11 protein-coding genes are annotated in these 16,020 nt (G+C 67.0%); 5 read left to right on the top strand and 6 right to left on the bottom strand.

Annotation, left to right across the window (positions count from 1 at the left end; translation table 11 throughout):
* Nucleotides 1-74 precede the first annotated feature (74 nt).
* On the bottom strand, nucleotides 75-452 hold the full coding sequence (locus KOM00_RS18510; RefSeq protein WP_216500490.1) for a DUF1294 domain-containing protein: 378 nt from the start codon (nucleotides 450-452) through the stop codon (nucleotides 75-77).
* A gap of 429 nt (nucleotides 453-881) precedes the next feature.
* On the opposite strand from KOM00_RS18510, the gene KOM00_RS18515 reads away from it, so the two are divergent.
* Together KOM00_RS18515 and KOM00_RS18520 are read left to right on the top strand one after the other, a co-directional pair.
* Nucleotides 882-1,274, top strand: a complete 393-nt coding sequence (locus tag KOM00_RS18515) for a PilZ domain-containing protein (RefSeq protein WP_216500491.1) — start codon at nucleotides 882-884, stop codon at nucleotides 1,272-1,274.
* A gap of 45 nt (nucleotides 1,275-1,319) precedes the next feature.
* On the top strand, nucleotides 1,320-4,334 hold the full coding sequence (locus KOM00_RS18520; protein WP_216500493.1) for an ABC transporter substrate-binding protein: 3,015 nt from the start codon (nucleotides 1,320-1,322) through the stop codon (nucleotides 4,332-4,334).
* Here the strand turns inward: KOM00_RS18520 and KOM00_RS18525 are convergent.
* The 5 genes from KOM00_RS18525 to KOM00_RS18545 form a co-directional block, all read right to left on the bottom strand.
* On the bottom strand, nucleotides 4,331-5,005 hold the full coding sequence (locus tag KOM00_RS18525) for a potassium channel family protein (RefSeq protein WP_216500494.1): 675 nt from the start codon (nucleotides 5,003-5,005) through the stop codon (nucleotides 4,331-4,333). The two genes, KOM00_RS18520 and KOM00_RS18525, sit on opposite strands and share 4 nt — an antisense overlap.
* A 12-nt stretch (nucleotides 5,006-5,017) precedes the next feature.
* On the bottom strand, nucleotides 5,018-5,668 hold the full coding sequence (locus KOM00_RS18530; RefSeq protein ID WP_216500496.1) for a potassium channel family protein: 651 nt from the start codon (nucleotides 5,666-5,668) through the stop codon (nucleotides 5,018-5,020).
* Nucleotides 5,665-8,517, bottom strand: coding sequence for a cation-translocating P-type ATPase (locus KOM00_RS18535; RefSeq protein WP_216500498.1), 2,853 nt, complete (start codon nucleotides 8,515-8,517; stop codon nucleotides 5,665-5,667). Before KOM00_RS18535 ends, KOM00_RS18530 begins: the two co-directional genes overlap by 4 nt.
* Nucleotides 8,518-8,649: 132 nt before the next feature.
* Nucleotides 8,650-10,401 (bottom strand): two-component system histidine kinase PnpS, encoded by a 1,752-nt coding sequence (pnpS, locus tag KOM00_RS18540; protein ID WP_216500499.1) that lies wholly within the window; start codon nucleotides 10,399-10,401, stop codon nucleotides 8,650-8,652.
* A complete protein-coding gene (locus KOM00_RS18545) occupies nucleotides 10,398-11,078 on the bottom strand; it encodes a response regulator (RefSeq protein WP_216500501.1) in 681 nt (226 codons plus the stop codon). The genes pnpS and KOM00_RS18545 overlap by 4 nt, the downstream gene beginning before the upstream one ends.
* A 361-nt stretch (nucleotides 11,079-11,439) precedes the next feature.
* Between KOM00_RS18545 and KOM00_RS20850 the strand changes: the two genes are divergently transcribed.
* The 3 genes from KOM00_RS20850 to KOM00_RS18560 all read left to right on the top strand — a co-directional run bounded on the left by KOM00_RS20850 (nucleotide 11,440) and on the right by KOM00_RS18560 (nucleotide 16,015).
* Nucleotides 11,440-12,528: an enolase C-terminal domain-like protein gene (locus KOM00_RS20850; RefSeq protein WP_216500503.1), complete on the top strand. Its 1,089-nt coding sequence runs from the start codon at nucleotides 11,440-11,442 to the stop codon at nucleotides 12,526-12,528.
* Nucleotides 12,529-12,546: 18 nt separating this feature from the next.
* A complete protein-coding gene (locus tag KOM00_RS18555) occupies nucleotides 12,547-15,444 on the top strand; it encodes an FAD-binding and (Fe-S)-binding domain-containing protein (protein ID WP_216500504.1) in 2,898 nt (965 codons plus the stop codon).
* A 274-nt stretch (nucleotides 15,445-15,718) separates the two neighbouring features.
* Entirely contained in the window at nucleotides 15,719-16,015 is a 297-nt protein-coding gene (locus KOM00_RS18560; RefSeq protein WP_216500505.1) for a MoaD/ThiS family protein, read from the top strand.
* The last annotated feature ends 5 nt before the right edge of the window (nucleotides 16,016-16,020 follow it).

The following is a 16,020-nucleotide window of genomic DNA, read 5'->3' on the forward strand; positions in this document are numbered from 1 at the left end:
CGACCTTCATTTCATTGAAGTACAAAGGCAGGGCGCCTGCGTCGGCACCCGAATGGAACAGAGAAAATCCCGCGTTACCCTCCCGGCCGCCCATAGGCGTAGAGGGCGAGCGCCGCGGAGTTGGCCATTACCGTGAACCGGAACGCCAACTGGAAGGAACCCTTTTGCGACTTGTGGTGCAAGAGGCGCTGCGCCAGGAGCGCGCCCGGCCACCCCCCGAAGAGCCCGGCCAGGTGCAGGGTACGCTCGCTGATCCTGCGCGCCCCCCGTATGGCGGCACTTTTGTCCGCGGCGTAGAGAAAAAAGGCGGCCAGGCTCGACAACAGGTAGGCGCTAAGAAGCGGCGCCGGGAGGAGCTCCAGCCGGACCAGCGCGCAAAGCAGCAGCAAGAAGGAGGGGCCCCACAGGTAGGAGGGTGGCTTCCGGTGCTCTTTTGCCTCGGCGTATCCCATCGACGGTGCTCCAGGCTGCAGCCGCACCTGCGGCAGAGCCGTCAATCAAACGTGTTTCCGGTCATGAGGCGTCCGCAGTCGGTTGCGTCGGACGAAGGTGGGTGAAAACGGGGAGCCTGCCACGCTGTGGGAGAGATAGACAGGTCACGCTACTTATACAAGATGGCACCACCACTTTCAAGCACTATTGAAGGAGTTCTTCACCTATGAAAAAAGGAGAAGCGTGGTTCCCCGTCCGGGTTAGATAAAATTCCAATAGCTAAAAAACTCCAATGCATGGCATAATGCCTCCCCATGTCCTGGTGATTTTCTTGACTGAAGTTCTCACGGTGCGACGAAGAAGGTTCCGCGAAAAGTTCTCAAGGACGGAGCGTTCCTTCCGATGATGAAACTAAACACTTCATCCTGTTTGCCAAAGGTCTGCATCCTATGACAGAGCTGCGACAGTTTTATCGGGCCCCATCATCGAAGAAGGTGGAGTTGGTGCACCACGGCGAGTGCCTCAGCGGGATCCTGGAGAACATCTCGTTCAACGGCGCTCTGCTCCACCTGTGCCACTCGCCCGGGCTTCCCGGCGGGACGGGGTGCCTCTTGCGCATTCATCTCGACCCCGACCCCGAGCCCCGTCCCCCCCTGCAGATCTGGACCGAGGTGGTGCACGGCTACGACGACCTCCTGGGCGTGAAGTTCGTGGACCACGACGTGGACGGCAGCGACTGCATCGCGCTCCTGATGGAACTTATGCGGGAAGAACCTGACCAGGACCGGAATGACCTGGACCGCATCCGCGGCTACCTCGCCGACTACTGCAACACCCCCTGACCCCGCGCAGGACGCTTTGTCACGCTACCCTACGAGGAGCGCACCATGAAACCTGCCCAAGCAGCCAGACGCAAGGGGTGGGGCACCCTGCTCGCGCTGGCCTTCTCCCTGGCGCTCGCGCACCCCGCCCTGGCGCTGGAGCACGCCACCATCCAGCTCAAGTGGCTGCACCACTTCCAGTTCGCCGGCTACTACGCGGCGCTGGACAAGGGGTTCTACCGGGAAGCCGGGCTCGACGTCACCATCCGCGAGGGGGGCCCCGACGTCGAGGTCGAGGACGCGGTCACCTCGGGACGCGCCGACTTCGGCGTCGGGACCTCGGCGCTTTTGCTGCACCGGGCCCACGGCGACGACCTCGTGGTGCTCGGCCAGATCTTCCAGCATTCCCCCGCCATCCTGCTCACCCCCCGCAAGACCGGAATACAGAAGGTGGCCGACATGAAGGGTCGCCGCTTCATGTACTCGAACCAGCACGGCGACATGCTCGCCCTCCTCAAGAAGAACGGCATCGAGGAGAAGGACATCGTCAAGGTGGAGCACCGAGGCGACGCCCGCGACCTCGTCGCCGGCAGGGCCGACGTGATGATGGCCTACAGCTTCAACGAGCCCTACATCCTGGAGCAGGCGGGCGAGCCCTACCTGACCTTCTCCCCGCTCACCTACGGCATCGACTTCTACGGGGACAACTTCTTCACCACCCGCGCCAACCTCACCTCCCGCCCCGCGCTGGTCAGGGGCTTCCGGGAGGCGACCCTCAAGGGATGGCGCTACGCCCTGTCGCACAAGGAGGAGATCGCCGACCTCATCCTCGCCAAGTACTCACGCGAGCGGAGCCGCGACTGGCTCCTGTTCGAGGCGAACCAGATGGAGACGCTGATCCAGCCCACCCTGGTCGAGCTCGGCTACCAGAGCCCCACCCGCTGGCGCCACATCGCCGACACCTTCTCCAGCATCGGGATGCTCCCCGAGGGGTTCGACCCGTCGGGAATCATCTACGAACCGGGACCCGGTGCGAGCCACACGCTCCTTTGGGGGGCGCTACTGATCTGCACCGCGGTGATCGCCGTCCTCTTTGTCATCGTGATGAAGTTCCGGCAACTGAACGCGGTGCTCAAGGGTGAGGTGAGGGAGCGCAAGGCGGCCGAGGCGGCGCTAAAGGAGAGCGAGGAGCAGCTGAGGGTGATCTTCGACACCTCGCAGGCCGGGATCATCCTGGTCGACCCGCAGGGGATCATCCGCTTCGCCAATAACCGCATGGCGGAAATGTTCGGCTGCCGCATGGAGGAGCTGATCGGCTCCGGCTACACGAGCCACCTCCACCCCGACCAGCTGGAGACGGGGAGCGAGCTGATGCGCCGCATAATGACCGGCGAGCTGAAGGGGATCACCACCGAGCGCCACTACCTGTGCGGCAAGGGGGGGGGATTCTGGGGGTACCTCTCCGGCAGAAGGCTCGAGGCGCCGGACGGAGAGCTGCGGGCGCTGGTGGGGATCATCTCCGACATCTCGGACCGGATCGAGGCCGAGGAGGCGCGCGGCAAAGCGCTCATGCTGGTGGAGACGCTGCTGGCGCAGTCGCCGCTGGGGATCCTGGTCTATGACGGGGAAAGCGGCGACTGCGTCAGGGCGAACCAGGCGGTCGCCGACATAACCGGCGGCACGGTCGAGGAGCTGCTGCGGCAGAACTTCCGGAAGGTCGTCCCCCTGCGCGAGGCGGGGATCGTCGAGGCGGCGGAACGGGTCCTCGCCGACGGGCAACCGTGCCCGCTGGAAAGCGACGTCACCACTACGCATGGCCGGGAGGTCACCCTGCGCTTCCAGCTGGCCCGCTTCGACGTGGAGCAGCGCCACCACCTGCTGCTCCTGGTGCAGGACATGACCGAGGAGAAGCGCCTGGACCGCGAGAACAAGCGCATAGAGACCCAGATGCTCAACATGCAGAAGCTGGAGAGCCTGGGGGTCCTGGCGGGGGGCATCGCCCATGACTTCAACAACATCCTGACCGGCATCGTGGGGAACATAAGCTTCGCCCAGATGGTGCTGGAGCAGGCGCACAAGGCGAAGGGGCCGCTGGACAAGGCGGAGAAGGCGTGCCAGAGGGCGGCGGAGCTGGCCGGGCAGCTCCTCACCTTCGCCCGCGGCGGGCAGCCGATCAAGAAGGTTTTCTCCGTGAAGCAGCTCGCCGGCGAATCGCTCTCCCTGGTGCTGCGGGGGACCAACGTCAAGGGGAGGATCGAGATCCCGGACACGCTCGACATCGTGGAGGCGGACGAGGGGCAGATGAACCAGGCCTTCAACAACCTCATCATCAACGCGGTGCACGCCATGCCCGGCGGCGGCACCCTGACCGTAACGGGAAGAAACGAGCTCATGGAGCCGGAGAACCGGCTGGGGCTCGCGCCGGGGCACTACGTGCGGCTCGATTTCAGGGACGAGGGGTGCGGCATCTCGGAGATAGACCAGAAGAAGATCTTCGACCCCTACTTCACCACCAAGGCCAGCGGCACCGGGCTGGGACTCGCCTCGACCCACTCCATCGTCACCCGGCACGGCGGGGTGATCCTGGTGGACTCGACCCCGGGACGGGGCGCCACCTTCACCATCTACCTCCCTTCACTGGGGGAGAGCGCCGCCGACCTGGTCCGGGAGCAGGAGACGGGGGAGAGCCCTGCCGGGGGGGGGAGCGTGGTGGTGATGGACGACGAGGAGCTGATCCGCGATCTCGCCTGCGCCATGCTGGTCCAGCTCGGCTACCACGCCACCGCCTGCTGCGACGGGGCCGAAGCGGTGGAACTGTACCGGGCGGCGCTTGAGAGGGGGGAGGGCTACGATGCGGTGATCATGGACCTGACCATCCCGGGGGGGATGGGGGGGAAGGAGGCGGCGCAGCGGATCCTGGAACTGGATCCCGAGGCCCGCCTGATCGTGTCGAGCGGCTATTCCAACGACCCGATCATGTCCGACTACAAAAAGCACGGCTTCAGCGCCACCCTGGAGAAGCCCTACACGGTGAAGGAGATCGCGCGGGTGCTGACGGGGGTGATCCCCGCCGGCGGCTAGCCCCCCTCCGGCGCCCCCAGAAGCGCCGAGAGCCTCCCCATCTCCCGGGCGTGCACCAGAGCCAGCACCTCGTCCCCCGGCTCGAGCACCAGGTTGCCGCGCGGCACGATCAGCCTCCCCCCCCTGATCACCGCGGCGATCACGCTCTCGGCCGGAAGCGGGAGCGCCATGATCGCCCGCCCCGCCGCACCCGAGCGGGGGTGCACCTTCTCCTCCACCAGGGAGTACTCCCCCGTCCTCAGTTTCAAGAGGGTGGTCATCTCCCCCAGCGACAGCTCCTCCGCGATCAGGTGGGAGAGGATGTCCGCCTGGTTCAGCGCCACGTCCACGCCCATCTGCGGTGTGAAGAGCCAGAGGTGCTCCGGGTCGTTCACCCGTGCGATCACCCGCCTCACCTTGAACTCCGCGCGGGCGAGCCCGGCCACGACCAGGTTCGCGTCGTCGCTGCCGGTCACCGCGGCCACCACGTCCGCCTCCCGCACCCCCGCCTGTTCCAGGGTGCGCGGGTTGCTGCCGCTCCCCTCGAACAGTTGCACCCCTTCGAGCGCACGCGTCAGCGCAGGTATCAGCTCGCGCCGTTCCTCGACAAGGCACACCCTCTTCCCCCCCCGGGCCAGCAGCCGCGCCAGGTGCGCCCCCACCTTGCCACCCCCAACGATGATCACGAACATGGTCCCCTCCTTTTACGGCAGGCCGAGCAGGTGCTTCAACCTCCCCGACGACGAGGTGAGCAGGGCCAGGTGCACCCGGTCCCCATGCTGGAACAGGGTCCCCGGGGTTGGGATGAGCGTCCTCCCTTCCCTGGTGACGGCGACGACCAGGATCTCCCCCACGAGGGCCAGTTCCCGGACGCTGCGACCCGCCAGAAGCGGCGGCAGGTCGACCTGCACCAGCTCCACCTCCCCCCCTCCCAGGCTCTGCACCGGTTCGACCGGCGAGTAGCAGAGGAGCTCGACGATGCGGCTCACCCCCCAGGTGACGTGCGAGATGGTGGGGAGCCCCAGGCGCCGGTAGGCTTCGGCCTTCCCCGGGTCGTACAGGCGCGCCACCACCCGGGGGACCTTGAACAAGAGGCGCGCCGCCCGCGCGCTCACCACGTTCACCTCGTCGCTTGCCGTGAGCGCGGCCAGGGCGTCGGCCCTCTCGATCCCCGCACGCAGCAGCACCTCCCGGTCGAACCCCGCCCCGACGACCCTGGTCCCGTCGAAGGAGGGGGGCAGCCTCTCGAAGGCCGCCTCGTCGCGGTCCACCACCGCCACCTCGTCCCCGCGCCGGGAGAGCGCCTCGGCGAGCGCACCCCCCAGCCTGCCGCAGCCGATCACTATCATTTTCATGTTGCACCTCCAGGTGTCCCCTTGGCCGCACGCCTCGCCTCCCTGCTTCTTAGCCACCATTTGCGTCCCTCCTCGGCGAGGAAGAGGAGCAGGGGGTAACAGGCGATCACCCCCCAGAAGCGGGGGGGAAGCGCCGCCACCTCGAAGAGGCGCTGCAGCGGGGGAAGGTAGACCAGGGCAAGGCAGAATAGAAGCTGGAACGCGATCCCCGCCAGCAGGAAGCGGTTGCCGAACAGGCCGATGCGGAACACGGAGAACCGCTCGCTGCGACAGCAGTAGGCGTTCCCCGCCTGCGCCCCGATCACCCCGGCGAAGAACATGGTGCCGGCCAGCACGTAGACCCTGCCGTCGTGGGAGGCGAGGCGCTCATGGTAGGGGACGAGATCCAGACGCGGCAGGTGACTCAGATCGCTATAATCGTAGCTCCCGTACAGCAGGAAGAAGCCGGTGAAGCAGAACAGGGCCATCAGCGACCCGAGCCAGACGAGGGCCCGCAGCAGCAGCGCCCGGTTCACCAGCCTCTCGCTGCGAGGGCGCGGCGGCCGCTCCATGATCCCCGGCTCCGGGGGCTCCGTGCCGAGGGCGAGGGCCGGGAGGAGATCGGCCCCAAGGTCGATGGCGAGCACCTGCATCACGGTGAGGGCGAGGGGCACGTTGAGCGTGATCTGCAGGATGAAGGGCCAGGCCTCGACCATGTTGCTGGTGAAGATGTAGGTGACGAACTTCCTGATGTTGGAATAGACGGCCCGCCCTTCCTCGATGGTGTTGACGATGGAGGCGAAGTTGTCGTCGAGGAGGATCATGTCGGCCGCCTCCTTGGCGACGTCCGACCCGGAAAGTCCCATGGCGACGCCGATGTCCGCCTTCTTGAGGGCCGGGGCATCGTTGACACCGTCGCCGGTAACCGCCACGATCTCGCCCCTTTGCTGCAGCGCGCTCACCACGCGCAGCTTGTGCTCGGGGGAGACGCGGGCGAAGATCACCTCCCCGGCGAGGACCTGGTCCAGGGCGCCCTGGTCCATGGCGTCCAGCTCGACTCCGCTCACCAGCCGACAGGTTTCGTCCCGCCCGAGCACGCCGATGCGCCGAGCCACGCTCTCCGCGGTAAGGCCGTAGTCGCCGGTCACCATCACGACCCTGATCCCGGCGCTGTGGCACTTCTGCACCGCGCTGGCCACCTCGGGGCGGGGAGGATCGTTCATGGCGACCAGCCCCAGCAGGGTGAGCTCCCTTTCCACGCTCTGCGCCGTGTAATCCGTGAGGTCCCCCGGCAGGCTCCGCTCGGCGACGGCCAGCACGCGGTACCCCTGGCGTGCGTAGGCATCCACCTGCCCGAGCACCTCCCGCAACAGGGGAGGCTCCAGGGGGAGCGTTGCCCCGTCCCGGGCCAACGAACTGCAAAGGGCCGCCACCTCGGCCGGCGCCCCCTTCACAAAGGCGGTCTCCCCCTCCCCCTCGCGGTGCACGCTGGTCATCCTCTTGCGCACGGAATCAAACGGAAGCTCGCGCAGCCGGGGGAGGAGCGCCCCCTGCGCCTCGGGATCGATCCCTCCCTTGCGGGCGGCGACGATGAGGGCCCCCTCGGTGGGATCGCCGATGATGCACCAGGGCTCCGACGCCTCCTTCGGCTCGACCAGGCGGGCGTCGCTGCAAAGGGCCGCGGCGGTGAGCAGGCGCTTGAGGCCTGCGGAGGGGGCGCCGCCCCCGCCGATCTCCCCCCGCGGGGCGTACCCCACCCCGGAGACCTCCTGCACCGCTGCGTCCACCCAGAGTTCCCGCACGGTCATCTCGTTCTGGGTCAGGGTCCCGGTCTTGTCGGTGCAGATCACGGTGCAGCAGCCAAGGGCCTCGACGGAGGAGAGCTTCTTCACCAGGGCATTGCGCTTGGCCATGCGCTGCACGGCCATGGCCAGGGAAAGCGAGACCGTGGGGAGGAGCCCTTCCGGCACGAAAGCGACCACCATGCCGACCGCGAAGATGAAGCAGGTGTGCAGCTCGCGCCCAAGCACCGCGACCGAGAGCACGAAGAAGAGCGTGCCGACGGCAAGCGCCAGCGCGGTGACCACGCGGGTCATCCGGTCGATCTCGACCTGCAGCGGCGAGGGGGTGTCCGAGGTCGTGGTGGCGAGGTGGGCGATGCGGCCGAACTCGGTGCTCATCCCGGTGGCGCATACCACGGCGCTACCCGTCCCGGCGACGGCGGAGGTGCCGGCGAAGACCAGGTTGGGGAGTTCGGTGCGGGAAAGGGGCTGCCCGGTAATCGGGTCCGCGGTCTTCCTGGCGGGATGCGCCTCGCCCGAGAGGGTGGACTGGTCCACGCGCAGGTCCCACTCCTCGACCAGCCTCGCGTCGGCCGAGATGCGGTCCCCCTGGATCACCCGCACCAGGTCCCCCGGGACCAGCTCCGCCGCCGGTATCTGGCGTTCCTCACCGTCACGCAGCACGTTCGCCTGGGCCGGCAGGAGTCTTTTCAACGCCTCCACCGCCTGCTCGGCGCGGTGCTCCTGCCAGAACGAGAATACCGCGTTGATGAAGATGACCGCCCAGATGGCAAAGGCGAGCTGCGGCATGCCGCCCAGGTAGGCCATGACGCCGCCCCCCCAAAGGAGCAGCGCCATCAGGTGGGTGAAATTGGAGAGAAGTTTCAGGTAGAGGGGTTTTGCCGCGGCGGCGCGGATCGCGTTGGGGCCGTAGCGCACGAGCCTCGCCGCGGCCTCCTGCGAGGAGAGCCCGGCGGCGGAAGTGCCGAGGGCGGCGAAAAGCTCCGGCACCGCGAGCTCGTGCCAGGGGAGGTTGTCGGGGAGGTTGTCGGGGAGTTTTTCGGGAAGCTTGTCTTGAGCGCCGTTCATCGTCACGCCCCGGCCCACCGCCGTTCCGGGGCCGAGATCACAGGGACATGTCAGAAAGAAAGCGGACGCTTCAACTGTAATGGCAATTAGAGGGGAGTCAAATGGGCTTTCATGTGAAAGGGGCGCCTCCTCTCAGGGCGCGGGGAGGGTAAAGCTGAACACCGATCCCTTCCCCTGCTCGCTCTCCACCCGCACCGTGCCGCCGTGGGCCTGCACGATGTGCTTCACGATGGAAAGCCCGAGGCCGGTGCCGCCGTTGTCGCGGCTTCTCGCCTCGTCCACCCGGTAGAAGCGCTCGAAGAGGCGCGGCAGGTCCTTCTCCGGGATGCCGATGCCGCTGTCTCGCACCGAGATGCGCACCAGGTCCCCCTCGCGGGAGGCGGAAAGCTCCACCTTCCCTCCCGCCTCGCTGTACTTGATGGCGTTGTCGAGCAGGTTGATGAGGACCTGCTCCAGCCGGGCACGGTCGGCCTGCACCTGCAGCCCCTCCGCCACATCCGAGTAGCCCAGCGCCACCCCCTTTTCCTCGCCGCGCTGCGCCACGAGGAGCATGGCGTGCCGCGCCGCGTCCGCCACCGCGATCCGCTCGGGCTTAAGGGCCACCTCGCCGCTCTCCAGCTCCGAGAGGGCCAGTAGGTCGCGCACCAGGTCGGAGAGCCGCTCGGCGTGGTTCAGGATGATCTGCAGGAAGCGCTCCCCCCGCGCCGGGTCGCTGGCCAGGGCACCCGAGAGGAGGGTCTCGGCGTACCCCTTGATCACCGTGACCGGCGTTCTCAATTCGTGCGAGACGTTGGCGACGAAGTCGCGGCGGATCCGCTCCACGCGCTTCAGGGCGCTGATGTCATGGAAGACCGCCACCGCGCCCGCAAGCTCCCCCTCGTCGAGCAGCGGCACCCAGTGGACCAGGGTTTCCCTCCCGCCGGGAAGCGAGATCTCCTGGTGCCGCTCCCGCCGCTCGGAGAGGACCTCCCTGCAGGCGGCGTGCAGGTCCGGGTGCCGGCTGATCTCCAGCAGCGGCCTCCCCTGCACCTGCTCCCCGGTGCCGAACAGGGCGCGAAAGGCAGGGTTCACCAGGGTGACCACCGCATCCGGGTCGGTCACCATCACCCCCTCCCCCATTCCCTCCAGGATGGCGTCCAGGCGCCCTTTCTCCGAGGAGATCTGTTCCAGTTGCTGCCTGATCCTGCCCGACATCTCGTTCATGACCCGCGCCAGTTCGCCCAACTCGTCGTTGCTGCTGATGGCGATCCGGGTGCCGAACTCGCCGCGCCCGATCCGGTTGGCGCCGGCGGCGAGCTTCGTGAGCTTGCGGGAGTTGATGTTGGAGAGGAAATAGGAGAAGAGCAGGGAGGCCAGCACCGCCACCGCCAGGGTTGCGCCGAGGCTCCTTCTCAGGCGCTCCTTGGCCAGCTCCAGCTCCGAGAGCGGCAGCGCCAGGCGGATCACCCCCTGGTCGCCGAAGGACGCGGCGACGTAGAGCATGTCGATGTGCAGGGTCGCCGAGTAGCGCACGGCGCTGCCGATCCCTTCCCGGAAGGCCGCCATCACCTCGGGGCGGTGCCCGTGGTTCTCCAGCCCGGACCACTGGCCGGGCTCGAGCCCGGAATCGGCCACCACGCGCCCGTCGCCGGCGATCACCGTGACGCGGGATCGGATCGCCTTGGCCAGCGACGTCGTCAGGGCCGGCGCATCGCGGTCGAGGTCGCGGATCTCCTTGAGCGCCATGAGCGAAGCGACCCGCGCCTGGTCCTGGAGGTGCTCCCGGGTGTCCTTGGTCATGGAGCGTTCCAGGCTCCCGGAGAGGTAGAGGTAGAGCCCCGCGCCCAGGAAAAACACGAGGGCCAGGTAGGACGCCATCAGCTTCCAGCGGAAGCCCCCTCTCATGCCTCCTCCAGCTTGTAGCCGAAGCCGCGCACGGTCTTGATCATCTCGCCGGCCGCCCCGAGCTTGGTGCGCAGTCGGGTCATGTGGGTGTCGACGGTGCGGGTGTCTCCCAGGTAGTTGTAGCCCCAGACGTTCTGCAACAGGAGCTCCCGGCTCTGCACCCTCCCCAGCCGCTCGGCCAGGTTCATGAGGAGCTTGAACTCGGTGGAGGTGAGCTGCACCTCCTCGCCCGCGACCTCGACCCGGTGCCCCTCGGTATCGATGTGGAGCACGCCCAGCGTGAGCTGCGCCGACTTGGGGGCCTGCTCGCTGCTGCGGCGCAGCACGGCGCGCACCCTGAGCATCAGCTCCCGGGTGGAAAAGGGCTTCACCACGTAGTCGTCGGCCCCCATCTCGAAACCGACCACCCGGTCGATCTCCTCCCCCTTCGCGGTGAGCATGATGATGGGGATGGAGCCGGTCTGCTCCCCCCCCTTGAGCAGGCGGCAGACCTCGGTCCCCAGCATCCCCGGAAGCATCAGGTCGAGCAGGATCAGGTCGGGCCTGTGGCGGCGTGCCTCGTTGAGCCCGGAGTTCCCGTCCCCCGCGATCAGGCAGGTGTACCCCTCCTGTTCCAGGTGGAAGGCCACCAGTTCGGCCAGGTCCCTCTCGTCCTCTATCACCAGTACTGTCGGCATGCGTGGTTCCTCTCGCGGGCTCTCATGTGAATTGGCAGACAGCAGCATATTTAACGACTCCGCACGGGATGTCAACGATTATGCACCCATGGAGCGCGGAGGAAGCTGAGAAAGCCCCCTCGGGAGGGGCCGGGTCCCCCGCGTGGGATCCGGCGCCCGCGGTTAAATTGGTGATTTTTAATTTTGCTCGGTTATACTGCACCAATGTGTTTTTCCGAGCGAGGCTGCCCATGAGCCCGGAATCGTTCGGCATCGAGTACGCGGAGTACGACTGGCGGCTCCAGGGAGAACCGCAGCGCCAGAGCCAACCGGCTCGCGGCACCGCCGCGGCGCAAGGAGCGTGAGATCTGGAGGACCCGGCATGAAACAGGCGAGCGTGAAACGGATCGAGGTCAACTGCTATCGCATCCCCACCGAGGAGCGCGAATCCGACGGGACCTACCGCTGGGAGGATACCGTCCTGGTCGCGACCCACCTGTACTCCGGGGGGGAGAAGGGGTTCGGCTACAGTTACGCCTCCCCCGCGGTGGCCACCCTGATCAAGGACAAGCTGGCCGACCTGCTGCGCGGGCGCAACGCGCTGGACATCGCCGGCTGCTGGGTCGCCCTGACCGGGGCGCTGCGCAACCTGGGCCAGTCCGGCATCGGCATGCTGGCGGTCTCGGCACTCGACGCCGCCCTCTGGGATTTGAAGGCCCGGCTCCTCGGGGTGCCGCTGGTCTCCCTCCTGGGGGAGGCGCGCGAGCGGGTGCCGGTCTACGGCAGCGGCGGCTTCACCTCGTATCCCGTCGACAAGCTGCAGCGGCAGCTATCGGGCTGGGTGGGACAGGGGATCTCCCGGGTCAAGATGAAGGTGGGGCGCGACGCCAAGGCGGACCCGGAACGGGTGAGGGCGGCCCGACAGGCGATCGGGGCGGAGGCGGAGCTCATGGTGGACGCCAACGGCGGCTACAGCCGCAAACAGGCCCTCGCCCTCGCCGCAGGCTTCGCCGCCGACGGGGTGACCTGGTTCGAGGAGCCGGTGCCGCACCGGGACCGGGAGGGGCTGCGCCTGGTGCGCGACCTGGCGCCGGAGGGGATGGAGATCTCGTCGGGGGAGTACGGCTTCGACCTCCGCTACTTCCTGGACATCCTGCGGGACGGCTGCGTCGACGTGCTCCAGGCCGACGCCACCCGTTGCGGGGTGACCGGGTTCCTGGAGGCGGCCGCCCTCTGCAGCGCCTGGGGCCTCCCCATGTCGTCCCATTGCGCGCCGGCCCTGCACCTGCACCTTTGCTGCGCCGCGCCCCCCATTCGCCACCTGGAATACTTCCACGATCATGTCCGCATCGAGCGGATGCTTTTCGACGGGGTGATCGAGCCGTGGCACGGCACGCTGGCGCCCGACCTGGAGCGGCCGGGCCACGGCCTCGCGCTCAGGGTGGCGGAGGCCGAGAGGTTCGAGATCTGACGCCCCAGAGGAGGAGCGATGAGCGAAGCAGAAAGAAAGGGAGACCAGATGCTGAACGCGAAGGCGCTCGAGGCCGACCTGCGCGCCGCGGTTGATGGCGAAGTCCGTTTCGACAGCACGAGCCGCGCCCTCTACGCGACCGATGCCTCCAACTACCGCCAGGTACCGGTCGGCGTGGTGCTACCGAGGACCACCGACGCCGTGGTCAAGACCATCGAGGTCTGCCGCAGGCACGGCGCCCCGGTGGTCTCGCGCGGCGGCGGCACCGCCCTGTGCGGCCAGACCTGCAACGTCGCCGTGGTGATCGACCACTCGAAGTACCTGCGCGGCATCCTCGAGATCGACCCGCAAAAGAGGATCGCACGGGTGCAGCCGGGCGTGGTCCTCGACCAGTTGCGCGACGAGACCGAGAAGTTCCACCTGACCTACGGGCCCGACCCCGCCACCCACGACCACAACACCTTCGGCGGCATGATCGGCAACAACTCCTGCGGCATCCACTCGGTGATGGCGGGGCGCACGGCGGACAACGTGCTGGAGTTGGACCTGGTCACCTACGACGGGGTGCGCATGACCGTCGGCCCCACCAGCGAAGAGGAGCTGGAAAGGATCATCGCAGAGGGGGGGAGGCGGGGGGAGATCTACGCCGGTCTGCGCGAGATCCGCGACCGCTACGCCAGGGATATCCGCCGCCGTTACCCCAGGATCCCGCGCCGCGTTTCCGGCTTCAACCTGGACGACCTCCTCCCCGAAAACGGGTTCAACGTGGCGCGGGCGCTGGTGGGAACCGAGGGGACCTGCGTCACCGTGCTGGAGGCGACCGTGCGCCTGGTGCACAGCCCGCCGTCGCGCACCCTGCTCGTTTTGGGGTACCCGGACGTCTACAGCGCCGCCGACGACATCGGGGCCCTGATGGAATTCGCACCGGTCGGTCTGGAGGGGCTGGACGAGCTCCTCATCAAGTTCATGAAGAAGAAGAAACTGCACCCCGAGGACATCGAGCTCCTCCCCCCGGGGAAGGGTTGGCTCCTGGCGGAGTTCGGCGGCGACACCAGGGAGGAATCAGACCGCAAGGCGCGCCAGGCCATGAAGAAGATCGGCAAGCGGGACGACCCTCCCAGCATGAAGCTCTTTTCCGACAGCAAGGAGGAGAAGATGGTCTGGGAGGTGCGGGAATCGGGACTCGGCGCCACGGCCAACGTCCCGGGGGTGCCGCTTGGGTGGCCGGGATGGGAGGACGCCGCCGTCCCGCCGGAAAAGGTGGGGCCGTACCTGCGCGATTTCCACGCCCTGTTGCAGGAGCACGGCCTGATCGCCTCGCTCTACGGCCACTTCGGCGACGGCTGCATCCACTGCCGCATTTCCTTCGATCTCTTCACGCACCAGGGGGTGCAGAACTACTTGGGCTTTCTGGACAAGGCGACCGACCTCGTGGTCCGCTACGGCGGCTCCTTCTCCGCCGAGCACGGCGACGGACAGTCCAAGGCGATGTACCTGGAGAAGATGTACGGCCCCGAACTCCTGGAGGCGTTCCGGCGCTTCAAGGAGCTCTGGGACCCGGAGTGGAAGATGAACCCGGGCAAGGTGGTGGAGCCCTTCCGTCCCGACCAGAACCTGCGGCTGGGCCCCGAATACAACCCCTGGCAGCCGGAGACCCGCTTCCGCTTCCCCAACGACGACGGCAGTTTCCCCCGCGCGGTTCTGCGCTGCGTGGGGGTGGGCAAATGCCGCCGCACCCACGACGCCTTCATGTGCCCGAGCTTTCTGGCCACCCTGGAGGAGAAGCACACCACCCGGGGGCGTGCGCACCTGCTCTTCGAGATGTTCCGGGGGGACTTCGTGGCCGACGGCTGGCACAGCAGGGAAGTGCTCGAATCCCTGGAATTCTGCCTTTCCTGCAAGGGGTGCAAGACCGACTGCCCGGTCAACGTCGACATGGCCACCTACAAGGCGGAGTTCCTGCACCACCACTACCGGCACCGGCTCCGCCCGCTCCCCGCCTACTCCATGGGGCTCTTCGGCATCTGGGGCTCCCTGGGCGCGAAGATGCCGGCGCTCGCCAACTTCATGGGACAGACACCGGTGCTCTCGGGCATTACCAAGGCGTTGGGCGGCATCGCCCCGGAGCGGAGCATGCCCCGCTTTGCAGATGAAAGCTTCACCTCCTGGTACAAAAGCGGCAGACACGGCGGCCGCAGCGAGGGGCGGCGCGTCGTCCTCTACCCCGACATCTTCAACGACTGCTTCTTTCCCGAGACCCTCAAGGCGGCCTTCGAGGTTTTGACCCGCTACGGGTACCAGGTAATCGTCCCGAAAAAGCGCCCCCCCGTCGTGCGCCCCCCCATCGACTACGGCATGCTGGCCTACGCCGGGAAGAAGATCCTCGAGGCGGTGCGACTGCTGAGCCCCTACGTGCGCCAGGGGATCCCGGTTCTGATCCTGGAGCCGAGCACGGCCGCCGTGTTCCGGGACGAGCTGTCCGAGCTCTACCCGCAGCACGAGGATGGCAAGCGGGTCACCGGCCTCACCGTCACCCTCTCGGAGTTCATGAAGAAGGAAAGTCTCACCCCGCCCAGGCTTTCCGGGACCATCGTGTACCAGGCCCACTGTCACCAGAAGGCGCTGTTGAAACCGGAGGCCGCCCACGAGCTGTTCAAACAGATGGGGCTTACCGTGGTCGAGCCGCAGCAGGGGTGTTGTGGCATGGCGGGCTCGTTCGGCTTCGAGAAAGGGAAGTATGACATCTCCATGCGCATCGCCGAGATGGGGCTTCTCCCCGCAGTCAGGCAGGCCTCGTCCGGCGACTACATCGTTGCCGACGGTTTCAGCTGCCGCACCCAGATTCTGCAGGCGACCGAGCGAAAGCCGCTGCACCTGGCCGAGTTGCTTCTTCTCGCCCTAAACCGCCGCCGGTAACCGCCCCACCTGGGATGCGGGCCGTGCGGTCCGCATCCTCCCCTATTCCCGTCCACCTTATCGATTCCCCGTCTCCATTACCCATTCTTCCCATTCTTCCCATTCTTCCCATGTCACGATTCTCATGCTTCCCATCACCCCATTTATAGTGTAAACTTTTTTCTACCGAACGATCGTTCGGCCACTAAAGGACTGATGCCTCACTCCCGGCAGTTGCAGCATGAAACGGTGAAGCACCCGCCCGCAATGTCACAACGAAAGAGAGGAGTAAGTCATGCCATCGAAAGCAAACACGACGGTAAGGATGTTCGGCCTGCTGCACACCTTCAGGAAAGACCGCGGTCTTCCTTCCCAGGCCGAGGTGACGGTTCCCGAGGAGGGATGTCCGGCGGAGGCGATAGCCCGCGACCTCGGGCTTCCCATGGAGAAGATCGAGGCGGTCTTCGTTAACCACAAGGCCTACAGCCTGGAGCACGAGGTGCATCCGGGCGACCAGGTTGCCTTCGTCCCCACCGGAGTCCCCGGCCCCGGCCGCATGATGCTCGGCATCCGCCACGCCCAGCAGAACTAGCTCAC

It is taken from the genome of Geomonas diazotrophica (genome assembly GCF_018919385.1).
GTDB lineage: Bacteria > Desulfobacterota > Desulfuromonadia > Geobacterales > Geobacteraceae > Geomonas > Geomonas diazotrophica.